Consider the following 21,874-nt stretch of genomic DNA (forward strand, 5'->3'; position numbering starts at 1 on the left):
CACCTTCTTCGGATACCGGACCTTCTTCACGTCCTCCCAGGCCGCCGCGATGAGTCCGCCCGCGTTCAGGACCTCGTCCGCCTTGTCCAGGAACTCCTGCCGGGGGATCCGCTTGCCCCCTTCGATCTTGTAGATCATGTCCTCGCCGTAGCCGAGCACCCTCCCGAACTCGGCCGCCCGCAGCCCCGCTGCCTCGCGCCGCAGCTTCAACTGCCGCCCCACCGTGGTGATGACGGCGACGCCCCACTCGTCGTCCGGGTCGACCTCCCAACCCGGCTCGTCCGCCTCGCCCTTGAGCCGACCCGTCCCCGCCTCGACCGCCGTCATGCCGCACCTCTCCGTCGGAATCGTCCGTGACGCACCCGGCGCCCTACCCTCACCAACCGTCGGCACAGCCCCGACAGCACCGGACAACCTCCGGACAGTGACCGTACGCACACGGGAAGTGACCTCTCACGGTATGCGGATCCGGCCACGCTGGGTGACGTGAATCAGCGAACCGCCGAAGCCGCCGCACCCGTCCGCAACTTCAGCGTGCGGCTCTCCTCCACGCCGCACGGCGCCCACCGGGCCCGCCGCCTGGGCGCAGCCCGACTGCGGGACTGGGGGCTGCCCGAGGACCCCGCCCGCCAGATCATCGCCGAGCTGGCCGTCAACGCGGCGACCCACGGCCGTGTAGCGGGACGGGACTTCCGGCTCACGCTCTACGTCGTGGGCACCACCCTGCGCATCGAGGTCACCGACACCCGGGGTGACCGGCTCCCCCAGCCCCAACCGCCCTCCCCCGAGGCCGAGTCCGGCCGGGGGCTGCTCCTCGTCGACGCCCTCGCGGACCGCTGGGGCGTATCGGAGGGCCGCTTCCCGCGCAAGACCGTCTGGGCCGAACTACGGCTCACGGCACCGGAACGCGGGATCTGAAGCTGCGGTGCCACCCGCTCCTTCCAGAACAAAGAACGGGGGAGAAAGAACCCCACCGAACCCCACCCCTCCCGCCCGAGACGCACGATCACTCGGGCGGGTGAACATCACTGTTTGGGCTGGATTTTGGAGCCCACAGCTCCTCTACGCTCAGCGCACACACCCGAAAAGAACATCGGCCCTCGCCGGGAACGCAATCCCGGAGCGAGGGCCTGACCACCAAGAAGACCAACAGAAGGAACATCTTCTCGATGGGTACCCAAAACCCTAGCGCGCCCCCGCGCGCCCAGTCAGCCGCTGACGGCAATCCGACCCGAGCGCGTCACCGCACCGGCGGCGTGATTCACGAGAACACCCGCCACACCACCCGCTTCGTGGTGATCGGCAACCACCTCACCCAGCACGAGGAGCTGTCCCTGCTGGCGATCGGCCTCGGCTGCCACATCCAGTCGCTCCCCTCCGGCGCCCCCGTCGACATCAAGAGCCTCACCGCACGCTTCGCCGAAGGCACCACCCGGATCGCCTCCGCCCTGCGCGAGCTGGAAGCCCACGGCTACCTGCGCCGCGAACGCCACCGCACCGCCACCGGCCGCATCGTCACCCGCACGATCTCCTGCAACCAGCCCGGCCACCGGCGGCAACCGGCCGACACCGGCTGCCCCGACCCGCAGCCCCGGCCTTCGGCGCAACGCCCACCGCAGCCGCCCCGCCCGCGCCCCCGCAAGGCCCTCCCCGCCGTGCCCCGGCCCGCCTTCCCCGCCGCCGCCCTGCTCCAGCAGGCGACCGACCTGCTCACCGGCCTGCGCCGGCACGACCCCCGCCTGCTGCTCTCCGCCGCCGACACCGAACATCTCGCCCCGGGCGTCGCCACCTGGCTGGAACGCGAGGCCACCCCCGGCGCGGTCCGCCTGGCCCTCACCGCCGACCTGCCCGACGAACCCCTCACCCGCCCCGCGGCCCTCCTCGCCCACCGCCTCACCGCCGCCCTGCCCGCTCTCCCTCCCTACCGCCCGCCCGCCGCCCCACCCCCCGTACGGCACCCCCTGCGCAACTGCGACGGCTGCGACCACGCCTTCCGCGGCCCCGCGACGGAGACCCGCTGCCGGAACTGCCGCGCGTCCGAGGCCACTCATCCGAACCACTGAGGAACCCCATGGTCAGTCCGCCTCATGAGGCGATGCACCGCATCTTCCAGCACGACCCCGGCCTGTTCAGCCGCGTCTCGCGCTTCCTGGGCGTGGACATCCCCAGGCCCGTCAGGGCCACGCCCCTTCCGACCGACCTCACGGAGACCAGTCCGGTGGAACGCCGGGTCGATACGCTCCTGCGGTTCGACACCGCTGAACAGGGCGCTTTCCTCCTCGCCGTCGAGGCCCAGGGCAAGCGGGACCCCGACAAGCCGGCGAGCTGGGCCTACTACACCGCCTACCTGTGGACGAAGTACCGGCTGCCCACCGCACTCCTGGTCGTCTGCCAGGACCACACCACGGCCAAATGGGCCCAGCGGGCGGTCAGCAGCGGGCCTCCCCAGCTGCCCACCCTGACCCTGCGGCCCGTGGTCGCCGGACCGCACAACATGCCGGTGATCACCGACCCGGAAGAGGCGCGCGCGGACCTTGTCCTCGCCAGCCTGGCAGCAATCACACATGCCGCCGAACCGGCCGTCAATGCGATACTGAAGGCGCTGTCCACCGCACTGCGCGACGTGCCTCAAGACATTGCTGACCCCATCGTCGAATTCACCGCACAGGGTCTGGGAAAGCACCCGGCGAAGCACCTCTGGAGGAATCTGGTGGCCGTGGACCTCTCCTTCTACAAGTCCTACCTCGTCGAAGAGATCCGGGAAGAAGCCCGAGCGGAGGCCAGTGCCGAGAGCGAGAGGCGGCGCGCCGCCGAGGACGTACTCACCGTGCTCGCCGAACGCGGCCTCGACGTCTCCGACCAGGCCCGTGAGCGCATCAACGGCTGCGACGACCCGCAGACCCTCAGCCGCTGGCTCCGGCGGGCCGTCACCGCGCCGACGGCCGAGGCGGTCTTCGACGCGGACGGGTGAACGACCAGGCCCCGGGCGGCCCTCCCGTGGGCCGGGCCGCCCCGTGGGTCAGGAGTGGCCCAGCTCCGCCGACGCCTCGTCCTCCGTCGCCGGGACCGAACCGGAGTCCGGGGCCGGGCGCAGGGGGAAGGGGTCGACGCGGGTCTCGTCGATGACCGGGGCGGCCGGCTGCGGGGGCTTCGGCATGACCGCGGCCTCGGAGTGACCGCCGCAGCCGTAGCCGAGGGAGACCACGCGGCCGTCGGCCGGGGAGAACTCGTTGGCGCAGATACCGAACGCCTGGCCGAGGGAACCGCCGATCGGGGCGAGGAAGCCGCAGGAGACGCAGGACGCCGGGGCCGACTGGGCCATCGGGGTCTTCGCGCCGAACGCCTCCTCCCAGCGGTCGGCGGCGGCGTGCAGGCCGTAGCGGGACAGGACCCGGGCGCGGCGCATGCCCAGCTCGTCGGCGACCGCCGCGATGGAACCCCGTGAGGGGGGCGTGGCCAGCTCGGCGGGGGTGCCGTCGGTGACCTCGGCGTCCTCCGCGTCGACGAGGTCGGCCAGCTCCTCGGAGAGGACGGAGTTGGGCGGGGGCTCGTCCTCGCCGGACCAGCCGGGCTCCAGGCGCAGGTCGTCGGCGTCGGTGGGCAGCAGGTCGCCGGGGCCCATGTCGCCGGGGCGCAGCCGCTCGCTCCACGGCACCCACTCCGGGGCGAGGATCGCGTCCGGGCCGGGCAGCAGGGCGGTCTCGTCGACGGTGACGATCTTGGCGCGGGAGGCGCGGGCGACGGTGACGGCCCAGCGCCAGCCGCGGTAGCCGAGCTCGGTGCAGCCGAAGAAGTGGGTGACGACGCGGTCCCCCTCGGAGACCAGTCCCTCGTGCTCGCCGACCACACCGGGCGCCGCGGCCTCCTCGGCTGCGGCGCGGGCGAGGTCGACGGCCTCGGCGCACAGACGGTCAGGGGTGCGGCTTCGCGTTGTCGCTGCGCTCACAGGTATCGCTTCTCTCCTACGCCGTCTCACGAGTGCGCCACTCCCATGCGCGGGGGGCGGACGGAGCGGACCGCAGGACCGCGTCGACGTCCGCGCCGGATCGTGCTCGGGCGCGCCTCCATCCATTCTGCGGGATGGCTGAGATAGGCACGCTACCTTCTCGCGTGCCGTGGGCCTACACCGACGGTTGTTCCGGGGTTCCGCGCGCCGGGCTCCCCCACGCGGGTCCCGGGCGGCGTGCCGGCCGTCGCGGGCGGCGTGCCGGCCGTCGCGGGCGGCGTGCCGACCGTACCGGGCGGGTTCCGCGCGCCGGGCCTCCCCACGCGGGTCGCGGGCACCGCGCCGACCGTCTCTGGGCGGCACCGGTTGCGCCGGACAGCCGCACGGCGGGCCCGGGCCGGGCCCGTCGGCAGACGTGGCAGCACTATGCGGTGCCATCTCGGGGCACTATGGCGAGGTGGCTACCGCGAAATCACCCCACGGCGCCACCGGGATCGGTGGGGCGAAGGCCAAAGGGACCAAGGGAACGAAGGACAACGGCCGGCGCAACGGCACGGGCCGGGCGGGCGGCGGTGCCCGTGCGGTCGGCCGGGCGCTGCGTTTCCCGGTGACCGGGACCGCACGCGGGATCCGCCGGGCCACGCACGCGCACGGGGCCGGCGAGTCGGGCCTCGGCAAGCTGATCGAACTGCACGGGGTCAACGGCGCCGGCGACGTGATGATCACGGTGGCGCTGGCGTCCACCGTGTTCTTCTCGGTGCCGACGGACGAGGCCCGCGGGCGGGTCGCGCTCTACCTGGCGATCACCATGGCGCCGTTCACGCTGCTCGCGCCGGTGGTCGGCCCGCTCCTGGACCGCCTGCCGCACGGCCGCCGCGCCGCGATGGCGGGCGCGATGCTCGCGCGGGCGCTGCTGGCGCTGGTGCTGTCCGGCGCGGTGGTCACCGGCGGGCTCGAACTGTATCCGGCCGCACTCGGCGTGCTGGTCTCGTCGAAGGCGTACGGGGTGGTGCGCAGCGCGGTGGTGCCGCGGCTGCTGCCTCCGTCGTTCTCCCTGGTGAAGGCGAACTCGCGGGTGACACTGGGCGGGCTGCTGGCCACCGGTGTGGCCGCGCCCATCGGGGCGGGGCTCCAGCAGATCGGGCCGCGCTGGCCGCTGTTCGGGGCGTTCGCGCTGTTCGTGACGGGTATGTTCCTGTCCTTCCGGCTGCCGTCGAAGGTGGACTCCGCGAAGGGGGAGGACGTCGCGCTGCTCGCCTCGGACGAGCGGCACCTGCACGGGCCGCACCGCAAGAACGGCAGCAAGAACGGCAAGCGGCCCGGGCTGCGCACCGTCGGTCCGGCGGTCACCCACGCGCTCGCCGCGAACACCGCGATCCGCTGCCTGACCGGCTTCCTGATCTTCTTCCTGGCGTTCCTGCTGCGCGAGCACCCGCTCACCGGGCAGAGCGCGGCGGTGTCGCTGGGCATCGTCGGCGTGGCGGCGGGCACCGGGAACGCGCTGGGCACGGCGGTGGGGGCGTGGCTGCGTGCCCGCGCCCCGGAGATCATCATCGTGACGGTGGTGGCGTGCGTGGCGAGCGCGGCGATCGTGGCCGCCACGTTCTTCGGGGCGGCCCTGGTGGCCTGCCTGGCGGGGGTCGCCGGATTCGCGCAGGCGCTGGCCAAGCTGTCGCTGGACGCGCTGATCCAGCGGGACGTGCCGGAGCTGGTGCGCACATCGGCGTTCGCCCGTTCGGAGACGCTGCTGCAGATGGCGTGGGTGCTGGGCGGTGCGATCGGCATCGCGATGCCGCTGATCGGGCCGCTGGGCCTGGCCGTCGGCGCCGGCATCGTGGGCACGGGCTGGCTGCTGACCGTGCGCCCCCTGCTCACGTCGGCCCGGCACGGGGGCCCGGCGCGTCCGCGAGTGGCGTAACGGCCCGGCCACGCCGTACCCCACATGGGAGGTGGGCGGGGCCCGCCCGATAGCCTTTCCGTCATGACCACGTTGCCCCGCGGCGCAGCCGCCCAGAGCCACCGCGCTGTGCGACGCCGCCGCGTCGCCGTCGCCGCCGGCGCCGTATCCGCCGGACTGCTCGTCCTGTCCGCCTGTGACAAGCCGACGGCGATGTCCACGATCACCGTCGGCAGCTCCTCCGTGAGCTCCGAGGCCGCCTGCGGCGGCGAGGGTGAGGCGCTGAAGGCGTCCGACCTCGACAAGTGCCTCAAGGACAAGGACGTCAAGAGCATCACGGTCGACCCGGACGAGACCGTGCGCTTCGGTGTCGACCCGGACGTCGCCGACAAGGGCTGGACGATCCTGATGAACGGTCAGCCGCTGACCGACTCCAGCACCAAGACGTACCGCACCATCCCGGGCAGCGTGTTCTTCAACGCCCAGTACGGCGCGCAGGGCGACTCGACCCTGGTGTCGATCAAGGAGGGCGAGAACGAGACGACCGGGCTGTGGTCCTTCCGGCTGAAGAAGGACGCCTGATCACTCCCTCCGTACGGCTCCTCGTGGCCACCGCCGTCCCCGCCGAGCGGGACGCGGTGGCCCGGGCGTTCCCGGGGCCGGTGCGCGAGGCGCCGGTACCGGGTGCCGACGTGCACGCGGTCGCGGACGGCCCCGATCTGCTCGCGGCCGGGGTCGGCCCGGCCCGGGCGGCGGCGTCGACGGCCGCCGCGCTGACCGCCGCCGCCCTGGAGGGCCACCCCTACGGGCTGGTCGTCTCCGCCGGGATCGGCGGCGGCTTCCCCCCGCACGCGCCCCTCGGGTCGCTGGTCGTCGCCGACGAGATCACCGCGGCCGACCTGGGCGCGGACATGGCCGACGGTTTCCTGCCGGTCACCGAGCTCGGTTTCGGCACCGTCACCCACCACCCGCCCGCGTCCCTGGTGAGGGCCGTGGCCGCCGCGACCGGCGCGCCCGCCGGCCCGGTGCTCACCGTGTCCACGGTCACCGGCACCGCCGCCCGCGCCGAGGAACTGCGGGGCCGCCACCCGCGGGCCCTGGCCGAGGCGATGGAGGGCTTCGGGGTCGCCGAGGCCGCCGCCGCGCAGGGCGTGCCCGTGCTGGAGGTGCGCGCGGTGTCGAACCCCGTCGGCCCCCGCGACCGCGCGGCCTGGCGCATCGGCGACGCCCTGACCGCCCTGACCGAGGGCTTCGGGAAGCTGGGGCCCGTCCTGGAGAGTTGGAACCGGCATGAGCAGTGAACAGCAGCCCGCACAGCACGGGCGGGACCGGCGGCTTCGGATCGCGTACTCGCCCTGCCCGAACGACACGTTCGTCTTCGACGCCCTCGCCCACGGCCGGGTGCCCGGCGCGCCCGCCCTGGACGTCACGTTCGCCGACATCGACGTCACCAACGGGATGGCCGAGCGCGGCGAGCTCGACGTGCTGAAGGTGTCCTACGCGGTACTGCCCTACGTCCTCGACACGTACGCGCTGCTGCCCTGCGGGGGCGCGCTGGGACGGGGCTGCGGGCCGCTGGTGCTGACCCGGGACGCGACCCTGTCGGGCGCGGACCTGGCGGGCCGGACGGTCGCCGTGCCGAGCGAACGGTCCACGGCCTACCTGCTGTTCCGGCTGTGGGCCGCCGACGTGGTGCCCGGCGGGGTCGGCGACATCGTGGTCATGCCGTTCCACGAGATCATGCCCGCGGTGCGGGACGGCACGGTCGACGCGGGTCTCGTCATCCACGAGGCCCGCTTCACCTACCGGAACTACGGGCTGCACCAGCTGGCCGACATGGGCGAGCACTGGGAGGACACCACCGGGCTGCCGATCCCACTCGGCGCGATCATCGCCCGGCGCTCCCTGGGCGAGGCGGCGCTGACCGGGCTGGCGGACGCGGTGCGGGCCTCGGTGCGCGCCGCCTGGGACGACCCGGAGGCATCCCGCCCGTACGTGGTGGCGCACGCGCAGGAGATGGACCCGGCCGTCGCCGACCAGCACATCGGGCTGTACGTCAACGAGTTCACCGCGGACCTCGGCGAGGACGGCTACGCGGCCGTGCGCGGGCTGCTGACCCGGGCGGCGGCCGAGGGCCTGGTGCCCCCACTGACGCCGGACGCACTGCGGTTCCCCTGACGGGGGGCGCGGCGGCCGGGTGGGGCACGCCGTGCGGCGCAGGCTGCCGGGTGAGGCAGGTCGTGCGGTGCGGCGCACGCTGCCGGGTGGGGCATTGCTGCCGGGTAGCGGCGTCCCGCGTCGACGGCCGCGGCGCTCGTGACGACGGGAACGGCCGCGGTGCTCGTGACGACGAGGAACGGCCGCGGTACCGGTACCGCGGCCGTTCCTCGTCCCGGTGGCGCCGGCGTGGTCGGCGCCACCCGCGTCCTGCGGGCTACACGTCGAGCTGGTCGGCGACCGCCCTCAGCAGGCCGGCGATCTTCTTGCCGGAGGCGCGGTCGGGGTAACGGCCGCCCTCCAGCTGCGGGGTGATGTTCTCCAGCAGCGTGGTGAGGTCCTGGACGATGGAGGCCAGTTCGTCCGGCTTGCGGCGCTGGGCCGCGGCGACCGACGGGGTCGGGTCGAGAACGGTGAGGGAGAGCGCCTGGTCACCGCGCTGCCCGGCGACCACGCCGAACTCCACGCGCTGACCCGGCTTGAGTGTCTCGACTCCGGCGGGGAGGACCGAGGAATGGACGAAGACGTCACCGCCGTCGTCTCGGGAGAGGAAGCCGAAGCCCTTCTCACTGTTGAACCACTTGACCTTGCCGGTGGGCACGTCTGTCCTCGTCCTCGTTCTCGTCGGGAAAACTGCTCGGAAACGGCTCTTGATAGCACTGGGGCGGGCCTGGTGGCCCGCCGGTACCCAGGCTAATGGTCCTCGGGCCGGTGACAAGACGTCCCCGGGTTCGTTCTCTCGGGCAGGAACTACCCTGGTCGAGTGCGTGACAAAACCCAAGCGAATTCCGCGGCGCCCGGCGACGGTCTGATCCGTGCCGGTGCCATCGTCTTCTTCGTCGGTGCCGTGGCCACGCTGGTCACGGTGGCCCCGCTGTTCCTCGGAACGACGCCCTTTCCGACCTACATGTTCGTGCTGAGCATGCTGATGGGCGTCGGATTCCTGATGGCCGGAGCGGGAGTTCTGCGTTCCGCGGCGGCGGGACGGCGTCAGGCGCGGTCGGGTGAGCCATCCGTGCGGTAGTCCGAAAACCATCCCGGGAATTCCGTGAGCGAGGCCAGGACGACGTCCGCCCCGGCCGCGCGGAGCTCCGCCTCGTCGCACGGCCCGGTGGCGACCGCGACCGCGAGCGCGTCGGCGGTCCGCGCGCCGCGCACGTCGCCCACGTGGTCGCCCACGTAGGCGTGCGCGCCGTGCTCGCGCAGCGCGAGCGCCTTCTGCTCGGCCCACAGCCCGCCGATCACGGCGTCCGGCTCGATGCCGAGGTGGGCCAGGTGCAGCTTGGCGTTGGGCTCGTACTTCGCGGTGACGACGACCGCCCGCCCGCCGGCCGCCCGCACCGCGTCGACGGCCTCACGGGCGCCGGGCAGGGCCGGGGTGGGGGTGATGGCGAACTCCGGGTACATCGACCGGTACAGGTCCGCCGCCTCCTCGACCCGCTCGGCCGGGAACCAGTGGATCAGCTCGTCGGCGAGCGGCGGGCCGAGGCGGGTCACCGCGAGATCGGCGTCGATGTACGTCCCGGTCCGCTCGGCCAGCGCCCGGTAGCAGGCGCGGATGCCCGGCCGGGAGTCGATGAGCGTCATGTCGAGGTCGAACCCCACGGTGGGCCCGGGGTCCGCCGGGGACACCGGGGAGGCGGAGACCGCCCCGGCCGGGGTCGCGGACGGGCTCGGGGCCGGGGCCGGGGCACTCGACGGAGTCGCGGGGGCCGCGGACTGCGGCGCGGACGGGGACGAGGACGGGGACTGCGACGAGGGCGGGAACGGGGTCGTGGAAGGCATATGGGCCATTGTGCCCGGGCGCCCCGCGCACCCCACCGCCGCCGGCCGCGCCCCGGCCGGTTCCCGACGTCGACGCGGCCCCGGGTCCGGCCGCCCCGGGTCCGGCCCGGCGCCGAGACCCGCCCGCCTCCGCGATCCACGGCACCGGCTCCCACCCGTGTCCGTGGCCCCGGCGGAGGCTCTCACCCGGGCCCGCGCCCCCCGCCGTGGGCTCCCGCCCGTCACCTTGAGCCCCGGCGCAGGCTCTTGCAGATGCTGATGCCCGTGCCCATGCCCATGCCCGTGGCCATGCCCCCGCCCGGTCACCGGCTCACCTCTGCCGGCGCGCGGGCCGGGGCGGGCCCGCGCCCGTGTCCGTACCCGTGCCCTGCCCGCGTCGGCGTCCGCGTCCGCGCCCGGCGACCCCGTTCACCTCTGCCGTTGCGAGCGCCACACGAGGAACAGGGCGGAGGCGACGGCGGCGCCCCGGACGACCCACGGCCAGGTCTCGGCGACCGCGTCGTTCATGGCGCCCTCGGCGACCGGGTCGCCCCACCGGCCGGCGCTGCGGCCCCAGAGCCAGGTGAGTCCCGCGGTGAGGGACAGGCCGGGGATGATCACGACCGCCCACTTCGACTCGGCCGGGGTCAGCCGCCGGGACGCCCAGGCGATGAGCCAGCCGAGGAGCAGGGCGAGCCAGGTGCCGAGGACGGCGCCCGCGACCAGCAGGGCGGCGGCCAGGAGCAGCAGCGGGTTGTTCCAGCTCCCGGCGGCCGGACGCCACAGGCGGCGGCGGGCGGGGGCCGCCACGTCGGCCTCCACGGCTGCCGCTCCGCCCTCGTCGTCCTCCGGCTTCCCGGGCCCGGCCCCGGTGGGTTCCGCGCGGGCCGGCGGGGGTTTCAGCAGCTCCGGGATCTCCACCCCGCCGACGAACCCGGGCACCTCGTCGCCGACACCGAAGGGGCTGCTGTCCACCCGCCACCAGTCGGGCCGGCCCGCGCTGTCCCCGAGTTCGTCCGCTCCGGCCTGGTGCGGCGAGGACGGGACGGGCCGGGACGGCACGTCGGCGGGGGCGGGCGCGGAGTCGCCGGCCGGCCGGGCGGGGGCGGCCGGGCGCGGGCCCGGGACGATGCGGCCGAGGACGCCCTTGGGCCGCCCGGGACGCTTGGGGGCCGGGTCGGCGGGGGCTCGGCGGGCCTCTCGCACGGCGGGGTCGCGCTGCTCGGGGACGGCGGCGGGGGCGCTCGCGGCCGGGGCGTCGGCGGGTCCTCCGGCCCCGGAGGTGTCGGCGGTCCGCGTGGCCGCGGTGACGACCTCGCTGGGCGTGCCGATGCGGGAGATGATGCGGCGCACGGCGGCCGGGGAGTCCACCACGGCCTTGGCGCGGCGCCGGTCGATCTCGTCGCGGAGTTCGGTGACCAGCCGCATGCGCGCCGCCGAGGGCAGCTGCCGTTGCTGGGCCACGTCGCCGACGCGGCTCAGGTACTCGTAGACGACCTGGTCACTCTCGATACCCACGAAGTCCCCTCGGGGGCGGATGCGTTGGCTCACACCGTCGACCGACGGTATCGCGAGTCGCGTCGCCCGGCCCAACCGCACACGCCCCACGCGCATACCCCACCCGCTACCGTGAGGCGGATGAGCACCGAGGAGAAGCCAGCGGCGGCGCCCCGATCCCTCGCCGAAGCCCTCCGGGGGCGGGACGACGCCGCCCTCGCCGCGCTCCTGCGCAGCCGCCCGGACCTCGTCACGCCCGTGCCCGGTGACCTGACGCAGCTCGCCACCCGGGCCGGTACCCGGGCCTCGGTGGTGCGCGCGCTGGAACGGCTGGACCGGTTCGCGCTCCAGACGGCGGAGGCGCTGGCGGTGGCACCCGACCCGGCCTCGTACGACGATCTGCTCGGGCTGCTGGCGGGCGACGACGGCGATCCGGCCGTGGCCGCCGCGCTGCCGGCGGCGCTGGGCACGCTGCGGGAGCAGGCGTTGGTGTGGGGCGGGGACGACGTGCTCCGTCTGGTGCGCACGGCCCGCGAGTTGCTGTCGCCCACTCCGCAGCACCCGTCGCCGACCGGGCTGGGTCCCTCGGTGCGGGAGGCGACCGCCGGGATGTCCCCGGGGCGGATCCAGGAGCTGGTGGCGGCGGCGGGCCTGCCGTCCACGCACGACTCGGTGTCCGCGGTGGCGTCGCTGACCGCGCTGTTCACCGACCGGGAGCGGATGGCCGCGCTGCTGGACGAGGCTCCGGCGGAGTCCGTGGAGGTGCTGGAGCGGCTGGTGTGGGGGCCGCCGTACGGGCAGGTCACGGCCGATCCGGCGCCCCGGCTGCGCTGGCTGCTCGATCGCGGGCTGCTGCTGCCCACGGCGCCCGGGACGGTGGTGCTGCCGCGTGAGGTGGCCCTGCACCTGCGGGGCGGGCGGGCGCACCGGGTGACCGAGCCGGTGCCGCCGCCCGTGGAGTCCGCCGGCACGCACCGCCCGCAGGTCGTGGACGCGACGGCGGCGGGGCAGGCGTTCACCGCGCTGGCGACGGTGGAGGAGCTGCTGAAGGACTGGGACGAGGGCGGGCCCGCCGTGCTGCGGTCCGGCGGGCTGAGCGTGCGGGACCTGAAGCGGACCGCCGTGGCGCTGGACGTGCCGGAGCCCACGGCCGCGTTCTGGGTCGAACTCGCCTATGCGGCAGGGTTGTTGGCGGCCGACGGGGAGGCCGACGAGCGGTATGCGGCGACCCCCGCCCACGACGAGTGGCGGGAACGGCCGCCCGCCGAGCGCTGGGCGCACCTGGTCACCGCCTGGCTGACGGCGACCCGGACGCCGGGGCTGGTCGGCGGGCGGGACGCGAAGGACCGGGCGCTGGCGGCGCTCGGTCCGGGGCTGGACCGGTCGGCGGCGCCCGAGGTGCGGCACCGGGTGCTGACGCTGCTGGCCGGGCTGCCGGAGGGGCACTCCGCGGCCGAGGGGTCGGTGCTGGCGCGGCTGCGCTGGGAGCGGCCGTTGCGGGGGCGGGCCGGGTCCGCGACGGGTGCGGGCGCCGCGGGGTCCGACCCGGGGCACCGCGGTGCCGGTTCCGCCGCCTCCGGGCCGGGGTCCGGGTCGGCGTCCGGCTCGGCCTCGGGGTCGGCCTCGGGGTCGGCCTCCGGGGGCGGCGAGGACCTGCGGTCGCGGCTCGCCCGCTGGACCCTGGCCGAGGCGGAGATGCTGGGCGTCACCGGGCGGGGCGCGCTGTCCACGCACGGCCGGGCCCTGCTCGGCCCCGCCGCGCCGCGGCCGCCGGGGGCGGCGGGCGCCCGGGAGCCGGAACCGGCCGACGTGCCCGGCGACAAGCTGCCCGTGCACCACCGGCCCGTGCCGCCGACGCTCCCCGCCGCCCTCTCCCCCGCCGAGCAGGCCACGGCGTCCGCCGAGGCCGCCCGCCTGCTGGCGCCGCTGCTGCCCGAGCCGCTGGACCACGTCCTGCTCCAGGCCGATCTGACGGCGGTCGCGCCCGGCCCGCTGGAACGGCCCCTCGCCGACCTGCTGGACGTGCTGGCGGACGTGGAGTCCAAGGGCGGGGCGACGGTGTACCGGTTCACGCCGGGATCGGTCCGGCGCGCCCTGGACGCCGGGCAGACCGCCTCCGACCTGCACGCCTTCCTCGCCGCGCACTCCCGGACCCCGGTGCCGCAGCCGCTGGCGTACCTGATCGACGACGTGGCCCGCCGGCACGGGCACCTGCGGGTGGGCGCCGCCTCGGCGTACGTGCGCTGCGACGACGACGCCGTGCTCAACGAGATCCTCGCCGACAAGCGGGCCGCCGGACTGGGCCTGCGCCGCCTCGCGCCGACCGTGCTGGCCGCGCAGGCCGACCCGGCGGCGCTGCTGGAGGGCCTGCGGTCGATGGGGTTCGCCCCGGCCGCCGAGTCCGCCGAGGGCGACGTCGTGATCACCCGCGCGCACGCCCGCCGCACTCCGCCGCGCACGGCGCCCGAGCCGGTCCCGGACGGCCCGCCGGTGCCCGACGACACCCTGCTCCGGGCGGCGGTCCGCGCCATCCGGGCCGGTGACCTCGCCTCCACGGCCCCGCGCAAGCCCGCCGCGGACGGGGACCGCGCGGCGCCCGGCGGCGAGCCGCCCCGCACCACCACCGCCGAGACCCTCGCCACCCTGCAGGCCGCCGTCCTCACCGGCGAGGCCCTGTGGATCGGCTACGTCAACGCCGAGGGCGCCGCCAGCCAGCGGGTCATCGCGCCGGTCCGCGTCGAGGGCGGCTTCGTCACGGCGTACGACCACACCGCCGACGAGGTCCGCACCTACCCGCTGCACCGGATCACGGGGGTGGCGGAGCTGGCGGACGAGGAGGGGTGAGGGGGCGGGTCGGCGCTACGGGGGCTGCTGAGGGTACGGGGCCGCCGGACCGGTCGCCCGCCGGGCCGCCGGGCACCGGGCACCGGGCCGCCGAGCACTTCCGGGACGGGTCTCCCGCCCGGCCGGTGAACAAGCTCACGCCGTCCGGGGCGGAGCGATGCGGCCGGCTCAGGACCGTGCGGGCCCTCGATCAGGCAAACTGGACGATCGGCCGTGCAGTGCCCGTGCAACCGGTGCAGTGCCCGTGCAGCCCCGGTGCAGTGCCGTGCCGAGCCCGTCGCAGAAAGGCAGCCGCGCGTGAATGGTCCGCTCATCGTCCAGTCCGACAAGACCCTCCTCCTCGAGGTCGACCACGAGCAGGCCGACGACTGCCGCCGCGTCATCGCCCCCTTCGCCGAGCTGGAGCGCGCCCCCGAGCACATCCACACCTACCGGGTGACCCCGCTCGGCCTGTGGAACGCGCGGGCGGCGGGCCACGACGCCGAGCAGGTCGTCGACGCGCTGGTGCAGTACAGCCGCTACCCGGTGCCGCACGCGCTGCTCGTCGACATCGCCGAGACGATGGACCGCTACGGGCGGCTCAGCCTGGTCAAGCACCCTGCGCACGGCCTCGTCCTGACCAGCACCGACCGACCCGTCCTGGAGGAGGTGCTGCGCTCCAAGCGCGTCGCGCCCCTGGTCGGCGCCCGCATCGACCCCGACACCGTCGCCGTGCACCCCTCGGAGCGCGGGCAGATCAAGCAGACGCTGCTGAAGCTGGGCTGGCCGGCCGAGGACCTCGCCGGGTACGTGGACGGCGAGGCGCACCCCATCGAGCTGCACGAGGACGGGTGGGCGCTGCGCCCGTACCAGAAGCAGGCGGTGGAGAACTTCTGGCACGGCGGCTCCGGCGTGGTCGTCCTGCCCTGCGGCGCGGGCAAGACGCTGGTCGGCGCCGGGTCGATGGCGCAGGCGAAGTCGACCACACTGATCCTGGTCACCAACACGGTCTCCGCCCGGCAGTGGAAGCACGAGCTGGTGAAGCGGACCTCGCTCACCGAGGACGAGATCGGCGAGTACAGCGGGACGAAGAAGGAGATCCGTCCCGTCACCATCGCCACCTACCAGGTGCTCACCACCCGGCGGAAGGGCGTCTACCCGCACCTGGAGCTGTTCGACTCCCGGGACTGGGGCCTGATCGTCTACGACGAGGTGCACCTGCTGCCCGCGCCCGTCTTCAAGTTCACCGCCGACCTCCAGGCCCGGCGGCGGCTCGGCCTGACCGCGACGCTGGTGCGGGAGGACGGCCGCGAGTCGGACGTGTTCTCGCTGATCGGGCCGAAGCGGTTCGACGCGCCGTGGAAGGAGATCGAGGCGCAGGGCTACATCGCGCCCGCCGACTGCGTGGAGGTCCGGGTCAACCTCACCGACTCCGAGCGGCTGGCGTACGCCACCGCCGAGACGGAGGAGAAGTACCGCTTCTGCGCGACGACCGCGACCAAGCGGAAGGTGACGGAGGCGATCGTGCGCCGCTTCGCCGGCCAGCAGATCCTCGTCATCGGCCAGTACATCGACCAGCTCGACGAACTGGGCGAGCACCTCGGCGCCCCCGTGATCAAGGGCGAGACGACCAACCTGCAGCGGGAGAAGCTGTTCGAGGCGTTCCGGCAGGGCGAGATCAGCGTGCTGGTGGTGTCCAAGGTCGCGAACTTCTCGATCGACCTGCCGGAGGCCACGGTCGCCATCCAGGTGTCGGGCACCTTCGGCTCCCGCCAGGAGGAGGCCCAGCGGCTCGGCCGGGTGCTGCGGCCCAAGTCGGACGGCCACCAGGCGCATTTCTACTCCGTGGTCGCCCGGGACACCATCGACCAGGACTTCGCCGCCCACCGGCAGCGGTTCCTGGCCGAGCAGGGCTACGCCTACCGGATCGTGGACGCGGACGAGCTGCTGGCGGAGGGCTGAGCGGGGCCCCGGCCGGCGGGCGCCCGCCCGTCACCCCTCGGGCAGGGCGAGCAGCAGCACCAGGACGAACGCCCACGGCAGCAGGGACAGACCGGCCAGCCAGATGCGCGGCACCGTCCAGCGCCGCGTCCGGGGCAGCAGCCACGCGGCGAGCCAGGCGCCCGCCGCGAGGACACCGCCGTGGAGCACGGTGCCCCGGGCCAGGGCCAGGGAGGTCGTCAGGGCCCGCGAGCAGTCGTCGGGGCCGCAGGAGTCGGTCGCCATCGGGGACAGCGCCGTCAGCAGGAGCGCCGCGGGGACCAGGAACACCCCGAGCCCGGTGGCGACGGCGGGCGCCACCCAGGCGCGGGGGTCCGGCTCGGCCCGGTACTGCCGGGCCGTCGACGCGGGTCCGGCGGGGCGGTGACGGTTCATGCGGCCAGTGAAGCGGCCCGCCGCGCCGCCCGCACCGGTTCGCGTACTCACCCCGGGGGGCGTTCCCGTACTCAGACGGCGGCCCGGGGGCCCGCCCGGAGCGCCCGGCCGCACGAGTCCCGGGACGGCTGGGCGCCCCGGGACGCCCGGTCGCTCACCCCTTGGGTTCGCGGGCGAAGGAGGCGGTCGACCAGACGTAGCCGAGGGCCGTCAGCGCCACGCACCAGGCCACCGCGAGCCACCCGTGGTGGCCGATCCCGCTGCCGAGCAGCAGCCCGCGCAGGGCCTCGATGGCGGGGGTGAACGGCTGGTACTCGGCGATCGGCCGGAACCAGCCCGGCATCCCGTCGACCGGGACGAAGGCGCTGGACAGCAGCGGCAGCAGGATCAACGGCGTGGCGTTGTTGCTGGCGGCCTCGGCGTTCGGGGCGCCCAGGCCCATGCCGACCGCGATCCAGGTGAGCGCGGGAACCGGGGCCCGCCGCGCCTACCGGCGGCGGACGCCCGCCTCCTCGCTGTACTCGCCGAGGAGGACCACTTCGAAGGCCGTGCCCAGGAAGACGCGGACGGCGCGCAGGGCGTCGCCGAGGCGGAGCGGGCGGTCGCCCCGGAGTGCGGTCGCGCCGGTCGGCCGGACCGGCGGTGCGGTGGGGTTGACGGTCGCTGTACTCATGTCTCCATGGTTGCTCCCCGCCCCGGCCCGGACATCGGCCCAGGGACCTGATCCACAGGCCCCGCGCATACGCCTCCCGGCCGACCCGTACCCCTCAGGCAGGACGGGGCGTCCCCTAGGGGTGGGAGGGGGAGACGGACGAGGCGTCCGGGGGTCGGCGGCCGATGGCGTCCAGTTCGGCGAGGTCCTGCCCGGACAGGGCGACGCCCGCGCCGCTGACGTTCTCCCGCAGGTGGGCCACCGACGAGGTGCCCGGGATGAGCAGGATGTTGGGCGACCGGTGCAGCAGCCAGGCCAGCGCCACCGCCATCGGCCGGACGCCGTGCCGGGCGGCCACGGTGGAGAGGGCGTCCGACTGCACCGGGGTGAAGCCGCCGAGCGGGAAGAACGGCACGTAGGCGATGCCCTGGGCGGCGAGCCGGTCCACGAGGGCGTCGTCCCCGCGGTGCGCGAGGTTGTAGAGGTTCTGCACGCAGACGAACGGGGCGATGCCCTCCGCCTCGGTGACCTGTTCGGCGGTGACGTTGCTCAGGCCGAGGTGCCGGATCAGGCCCTGCTGCTGGAGTTCGACGAGCGTCTCGTAGGGGCGGGCGAGCGAACCCGGCCGCGGTCCCTCCGCGGTGCCGAGCCGGAGGTTGACGAGGTCCAGCGACTCGACGCCCAGGTTCTCCAGGTTGCTGTGCACGGCCCGGCGCAGGTCGTCCGGCTCCCGGGCCACCGGCCAGCCGCCCTGCGCGTCCCGTACGGCGCCCACCTTGGTCACGACGTGCAGGGAGTCGGGGTAGGGGTGGAGCGCCTCGCGGATCAGCCGGTTGGTGACGTGCGGCCCGTAGGCGTCGGCGGTGTCGATGTGGGTGATGCCGAGGCGCACGGCCTCCCACAGGACCGCGAGGGCGCCGGCGTGGTCGGCCGGGGGGCCCATGACGCCCGGGCCGGTCAGCTGCATGGCCCCGTAGCCGAACCGGCTGACGGTCAGGTCGCCCATCGTCCAGGTGCCGCCGGGGAGGGTGGTCGTCGCCGTGCTCACCGCGCGGTCGGGCGGAGTGCCGGCGGACGTGCCGGGAGACGTGTCGGAGGACGCGACGGGAGGCGTGTCGGCCGTGGTGCCGGCGGAGGTGCCGGGCGGATCGTCGGTCGCGGTGCCGGGCGGAGTGCTGGATGAAGTGGTCATGCCCCCACCGTCGTCCCGTCGGCGCGGCCCGCCCAGATCCCCGCCGATCCTGGGAGTGACAGGACCAGGGACACCACGCCCCCGCCGCCTACGATGGAACGCATGTCTGAGGAGAACCGGCTCGGTGACTACCTCCGGGCGCGCCGGGAGTTGGTGACACCGGCCGACATGGGCCTGCCGGTGCACGGGATCCGCCGGGTGCCGGGGCTGCGCCGCGAGGAGGTCGCCCTGCTCGCCGGCATCAGCTCGGACTACTACCTCCGGCTGGAACAGGGCCGCGACCGCAATCCGTCGGCGCAGGTCCTCGACGCGCTGGCCCGGGTGCTGCTGCTCGACGACACCGCCACGGCCTACCTCCACCAGCTCGCCGCACCCCGGCCACGGGCCCGCCGCCGGACCTCCCGGCGGCCCACCGTCCCGGCGGCCACGGAACAGCTGCTGGCGACGATCGGGCTGCCGGCGTTCGTGACGGACCGGACCCTCGACGTGATCGCGGTCAATCCGCTCGCCTCCGCGCTGGTGCCGACCCTCCGGGTGGGCGAGAACCGGCTGCGCTCCTTCTTCCTCGACCCGGCCGAACAGGCCCTGCACGCGGACTGGTCCCACACCGCCGCCCAGTGCGTGGCCGTCTTCCGGCGCCGCCTCGGCACCGACGTCGACGATCCGCGCGTCGTGCGGCTCGTCGGTGAACTGTCCCTGGCGAGTGCCGAGTTCCGGAAGGTGTGGGCCCGCCACGACGTGCGGCCGGTGGTGGACAAGCCGATCCGGATGAACCACCCCCAGGTCGGGGAACTGAGCCTCACCCTGTCCAAGCTGGACGTCGACGGCCCGGACGGCCTGGCGCTCGCCGCCTACCACGCGGCGCCGGGCAGCGAGGACGCCGAGCGCCTGGCCCTGCTCGCCTCCCTGACCACGGGCCCCGCCCGCCGTGCCACGGACTCCACCGGCCCGGCCCGACAAGCGACCGCCACAGCCCCCACCGGCCCCACCCGACAGGCGACCGCCCCCACCGGCCCCGCCCGACGTGCCACGGCCACGGACCCCGCCGGCGCCCGCCCGGCCCCCGGGACACGCTGACCGCCGCCGGGTACTGCGCCCCCTCTCCGGCGCCTCCGGCCTCCGGCCTCCGGCCGAGAACCCACCCCCCTCGCCGACCGGGAGCCGCCGTCCGCCCGGCGAAAACCGTTTGGACCCGGCCCCGCTCCACGCCCTAGAATCGCCGCTTCTCCCCGCCTCCCCCTCGTGGAGCGCCGCCGCCCGGACGGAAACCGGCCGGCATCCCCGCAGCCCACCCCAGCAGGTCACCCGGAGGCACCCCCGTGTCCACGTCCATGCCCGTTGACGAGCCCGTAGACGAGCCCGTAGACCAACCCGTAGACGGTTCCGCCGACTCCCCGACCGCCGGCGACGACCCCCTCGCCCGCGAACGCTCCCACCTCGCCGCGTCCCGCGCCGCCCTGCGCGCCATGCGGGAGGACGTCGAGGCGCTCGACATCCGGGACGTCACCGCCAACTGGGTCAACGCCGCCGTCCTGGAACACCAGATCGAGAACCGCGTCAAGGCCCTGGCCGACCTCGCCGACACCCCGCTGTTCTTCGGCCGCCTCGACCACCTGCCCGCCCCGGACGACGGCGCGGAGGCGGACGACGGCGCGGGTGAGCGGTTCTACATCGGGCGCCGCCACGTGCACGACGCCGACGGCGACCCCATGGTCATCGACTGGCGCGCGCCGGTGTCGCAGCCGTTCTACCGGGCCTCCCGCACGGACCCGATGGGCGTCGCGCTGCGCCGCCGCTTCGGCTACACCGGCGGCCACCTCACCGCGTACGAGGACGAGCACCTGAACGACCCGGCCGAGGCGGCGGGGCCCAGCAGGCTGCTCCAGCAGGAGATCGAACGCCCGCGCGTCGGGCCGATGCGGGACATCGTCGCCACGATCCAGCCCGAGCAGGACGAGATCGTGCGCTCCGGGCTGTCCGGCAGCGTGTGCGTGCAGGGCGGCCCCGGCACCGGGAAGACCGCCGTCGGTCTGCACCGCGTCGCCTACCTGCTGTACGCGCACCGGGAGCGGCTGGCCCGCACCGGGACGCTCGTCGTCGGCCCCAACCGGTCCTTCCTGCACTACATCGAGCAGGTGCTGCCCGCGCTGGGCGAGCTGACCGTGCGGCAGGCCACGGTGGACGACCTGGTCGCGCACGTCGAGGTGCGCGGCACGGACGACGCCGCCGCCGCGACCGTCAAGGGCGACGCCCGGATGGCCGAGGTGCTGCGCCGGGCGCTCTACGCGCACGTGACGATGCCGACGGAGCCGGTCGTGGTGGTGCGCGGCTCCCGCCGCTGGCGCGTCCCGGCGTACGAACTGGAGGACATGGTCCGGGAGTTGCTGGAGCGCGACATGCGCTACGGAGCCGCCCGCGACGCCCTGCCGCAGCGCATCGCGCACGCCGTGCTGGTGCAGATGGAACGCGCCGGTGAGGCGCCGGACGACCGGGTGCAGGACACGGTGGCCCGCAACGCCGCGGTGAAGGCGGCGGTGAAGGCGGTCTGGCCGGCCGTCGACCCGGCGAAACTGGTGCTGCGGCTGCTGGGCGACCCGGACGTCCTGGCGGAGCACGCCGAGGGCCTGCTCGACGCGGAGGAGCAGAAGACGATCCTGTGGGAGAAGCCTGCCCGGTCGGTGCGGTCGGCGCGGTGGTCGGCGGCCGACGCCGTCCTGATCGACGAGGCGAGCGACCTGATCCGGCGCACCCACTCCCTCGGGCACGTGGTGCTCGACGAGGCCCAGGACCTGTCCCCCATGCAGTACCGCGCGGTGGGCCGCCGCTGCTCCACGGGCTCGGCGACCGTCCTCGGCGACCTGGCCCAGGGCACCACGCCGTGGGCGACCCGCAGCTGGGACGAGGCGCTGGCCCACCTGGGCAAACCGGAGGCGGTCGTGGAGGAGCTGACCGCGGGCTTCCGCGTGCCGACCGACGTCATCGCCTACGCCTCCCGGCTGCTCCCGCACATCGCGCCGGGGCTGACCCCGGTGGCGTCGATCCGCGAGAACCCGGGCCTCTTCGACATCCGCCGGGCCACCGCGACGACCGACGTCCTCGCCGCCTGCCGCGAGCTGCTGCGCCGCGAGGGCTCGGTCGGCCTGATCGCAGCCGACGCCCGCGTGGCGGAGCTGGCCGACGCGCTCACCGCGGCCGGCCTCGGCTTCGTCGCCCCGGGCGAGGAGACCACGCACGCCACCCGCCTCACGCTCGTCCCGGCGTCCCTGGCCAAGGGCCTGGAGTACGACTACGTGGTCCTGGACGAGCCGGGCGCCGTGGTCGCGGCCGAACCCGACGAGCGCACCGGCCTGCGCCGGCTGTACGTGGCGCTGACCCGCGCGGTCTCGGGCCTGATCGTCACGCACCGGGACCCGCTGCCGCAGCAGCTGGCGGCCTGACGCCCTCCCGGGCCACCACCGGAACGGCCCACGGCCCTGCACACCCCCGGCGCGCTGCCGAAGGGGCCCAGGG

The 21,874-nt window shown here is 75.1% G+C and carries 20 protein-coding genes and 1 pseudogene; 12 read left to right on the forward strand and 9 right to left on the reverse strand.

The genetic code is table 11. From position 1 onward, the window contains the following. Positions 1 to 327: helix-turn-helix domain-containing protein (locus AC02VZ_RS19390; RefSeq protein ID WP_476475983.1), on the reverse strand; the 327-nt coding region annotated here is incomplete at its 3' end. A 159-nt stretch (positions 328 to 486) separates the two neighbouring features. Here AC02VZ_RS19390 and AC02VZ_RS19395 point away from each other — a divergent pair. From AC02VZ_RS19395 to AC02VZ_RS19405, 3 genes are all read left to right on the forward strand, one after another. Then, positions 487 to 918: an ATP-binding protein gene (locus tag AC02VZ_RS19395; protein ID WP_432054707.1), complete on the forward strand. Its 432-nt coding sequence runs from the start codon at positions 487 to 489 to the stop codon at positions 916 to 918. 251 nt (positions 919 to 1,169) lie between these two features. After that, positions 1,170 to 2,063: a helix-turn-helix domain-containing protein gene (locus tag AC02VZ_RS19400; RefSeq protein WP_476475984.1), complete on the forward strand. Its 894-nt coding sequence runs from the start codon at positions 1,170 to 1,172 to the stop codon at positions 2,061 to 2,063. An 8-nt stretch (positions 2,064 to 2,071) separates the two neighbouring features. Continuing rightward, positions 2,072 to 2,971 carry a hypothetical protein gene (locus tag AC02VZ_RS19405; RefSeq protein ID WP_476475985.1) on the forward strand — a complete coding sequence of 300 codons (900 nt, stop codon included), beginning with the start codon at positions 2,072 to 2,074 and terminating at the stop codon, positions 2,969 to 2,971. 48 nt (positions 2,972 to 3,019) lie between these two features. Here AC02VZ_RS19405 and AC02VZ_RS19410 read toward each other — a convergent pair whose 3' ends face one another. Beyond that, positions 3,020 to 3,946, reverse strand: a complete 927-nt coding sequence (locus tag AC02VZ_RS19410) for a DUF3027 domain-containing protein (RefSeq protein WP_432054710.1) — start codon at positions 3,944 to 3,946, stop codon at positions 3,020 to 3,022. 457 nt (positions 3,947 to 4,403) lie between these two features. Here AC02VZ_RS19410 and AC02VZ_RS19415 point away from each other — a divergent pair, with 457 nt between their 5' ends. The 4 genes from AC02VZ_RS19415 (at position 4,404) to AC02VZ_RS19430 (ending at position 8,021) form a co-directional block, all read left to right on the forward strand. Then, the gene (locus AC02VZ_RS19415; RefSeq protein WP_476475986.1) at positions 4,404 to 5,864 is read left to right on the forward strand and encodes an MFS transporter; all 1,461 of its coding nucleotides are present in this window, start codon (positions 4,404 to 4,406) and stop codon (positions 5,862 to 5,864) included. A 63-nt stretch (positions 5,865 to 5,927) separates the two neighbouring features. Then, positions 5,928 to 6,425, forward strand: coding sequence for a DUF2771 domain-containing protein (locus AC02VZ_RS19420; protein WP_362102591.1), 498 nt, complete (start codon positions 5,928 to 5,930; stop codon positions 6,423 to 6,425). Positions 6,426 to 6,448: 23 nt separating this feature from the next. Then, positions 6,449 to 7,144 carry a futalosine hydrolase gene (locus AC02VZ_RS19425; protein ID WP_476476050.1) on the forward strand — a complete coding sequence of 232 codons (696 nt, stop codon included), beginning with the start codon at positions 6,449 to 6,451 and terminating at the stop codon, positions 7,142 to 7,144. After that, positions 7,134 to 8,021, forward strand: a complete 888-nt coding sequence (locus AC02VZ_RS19430; RefSeq protein ID WP_476475987.1) for a 1,4-dihydroxy-6-naphthoate synthase — start codon at positions 7,134 to 7,136, stop codon at positions 8,019 to 8,021. The genes AC02VZ_RS19425 and AC02VZ_RS19430 overlap by 11 nt, the downstream gene beginning before the upstream one ends. Before the next feature lie 256 nt (positions 8,022 to 8,277). On the opposite strand, the gene AC02VZ_RS19435 is transcribed toward AC02VZ_RS19430, so the two are convergent. Beyond that, entirely contained in the window at positions 8,278 to 8,661 is a 384-nt protein-coding gene (locus AC02VZ_RS19435) for a cold-shock protein (protein ID WP_164333825.1), read from the reverse strand. A gap of 162 nt (positions 8,662 to 8,823) precedes the next feature. Here AC02VZ_RS19435 and AC02VZ_RS19440 point away from each other — a divergent pair, with 162 nt between their 5' ends. Beyond that, positions 8,824 to 9,084, forward strand: coding sequence for a hypothetical protein (locus AC02VZ_RS19440; protein ID WP_362102600.1), 261 nt, complete (start codon positions 8,824 to 8,826; stop codon positions 9,082 to 9,084). Here the strand turns inward: AC02VZ_RS19440 and AC02VZ_RS19445 are convergent. Both AC02VZ_RS19445 and AC02VZ_RS19450 read right to left on the reverse strand, forming a co-directional pair. Further along, complete coding sequence (locus AC02VZ_RS19445; protein ID WP_476475988.1) at positions 9,051 to 9,845, reverse strand: HAD family hydrolase; 795 nt, start codon at positions 9,843 to 9,845, stop codon at positions 9,051 to 9,053. The genes AC02VZ_RS19440 and AC02VZ_RS19445 overlap by 34 nt on opposite strands. Before the next feature lie 408 nt (positions 9,846 to 10,253). Continuing rightward, positions 10,254 to 11,342 (reverse strand): hypothetical protein, encoded by a 1,089-nt coding sequence (locus AC02VZ_RS19450; RefSeq protein WP_432054714.1) that lies wholly within the window; start codon positions 11,340 to 11,342, stop codon positions 10,254 to 10,256. 120 nt (positions 11,343 to 11,462) lie between these two features. On the opposite strand from AC02VZ_RS19450, the gene AC02VZ_RS19455 reads away from it, so the two are divergent. Both AC02VZ_RS19455 and AC02VZ_RS19460 read left to right on the forward strand, forming a co-directional pair. Further along, positions 11,463 to 14,165, forward strand: a complete 2,703-nt coding sequence (locus tag AC02VZ_RS19455; RefSeq protein WP_476475989.1) for a helicase-associated domain-containing protein — start codon at positions 11,463 to 11,465, stop codon at positions 14,163 to 14,165. Positions 14,166 to 14,462: 297 nt separating this feature from the next. Beyond that, positions 14,463 to 16,106 carry a DNA repair helicase XPB gene (locus AC02VZ_RS19460; protein ID WP_432054716.1) on the forward strand — a complete coding sequence of 548 codons (1,644 nt, stop codon included), beginning with the start codon at positions 14,463 to 14,465 and terminating at the stop codon, positions 16,104 to 16,106. Between the two features lie 30 nt (positions 16,107 to 16,136). Here the strand turns inward: AC02VZ_RS19460 and AC02VZ_RS19465 are convergent, their stop codons facing one another. The 4 genes and pseudogenes from AC02VZ_RS19465 to AC02VZ_RS19480 form a co-directional block, all read right to left on the reverse strand. Further along, positions 16,137 to 16,520 carry a hypothetical protein gene (locus AC02VZ_RS19465; RefSeq protein ID WP_432054717.1) on the reverse strand — a complete coding sequence of 128 codons (384 nt, stop codon included), beginning with the start codon at positions 16,518 to 16,520 and terminating at the stop codon, positions 16,137 to 16,139. Positions 16,521 to 16,674: 154 nt separating this feature from the next. Further along, a pseudogene (locus AC02VZ_RS19470) lies at positions 16,675 to 16,986 on the reverse strand (ABC transporter permease); the annotation flags it as partial. A 21-nt stretch (positions 16,987 to 17,007) separates the two neighbouring features. Continuing rightward, a complete protein-coding gene (locus AC02VZ_RS19475; protein ID WP_432054718.1) occupies positions 17,008 to 17,193 on the reverse strand; it encodes a hypothetical protein in 186 nt (61 codons plus the stop codon). Between the two features lie 115 nt (positions 17,194 to 17,308). Further along, positions 17,309 to 18,220, reverse strand: coding sequence for an aldo/keto reductase family oxidoreductase (locus tag AC02VZ_RS19480; protein ID WP_432054848.1), 912 nt, complete (start codon positions 18,218 to 18,220; stop codon positions 17,309 to 17,311). Positions 18,221 to 18,457: 237 nt separating this feature from the next. Here AC02VZ_RS19480 and AC02VZ_RS19485 point away from each other — a divergent pair, with 237 nt between their 5' ends. Next, positions 18,458 to 19,441, forward strand: a complete 984-nt coding sequence (locus AC02VZ_RS19485) for a helix-turn-helix domain-containing protein (RefSeq protein ID WP_432054719.1) — start codon at positions 18,458 to 18,460, stop codon at positions 19,439 to 19,441. 254 nt (positions 19,442 to 19,695) lie between these two features. Beyond that, positions 19,696 to 21,801, forward strand: a complete 2,106-nt coding sequence (locus tag AC02VZ_RS19490) for a HelD family protein (RefSeq protein WP_432054720.1) — start codon at positions 19,696 to 19,698, stop codon at positions 21,799 to 21,801. Positions 21,802 to 21,874: the final 73 nt, after the last annotated feature.

This window comes from Streptomyces sp. 3-6 (assembly GCF_056323165.1).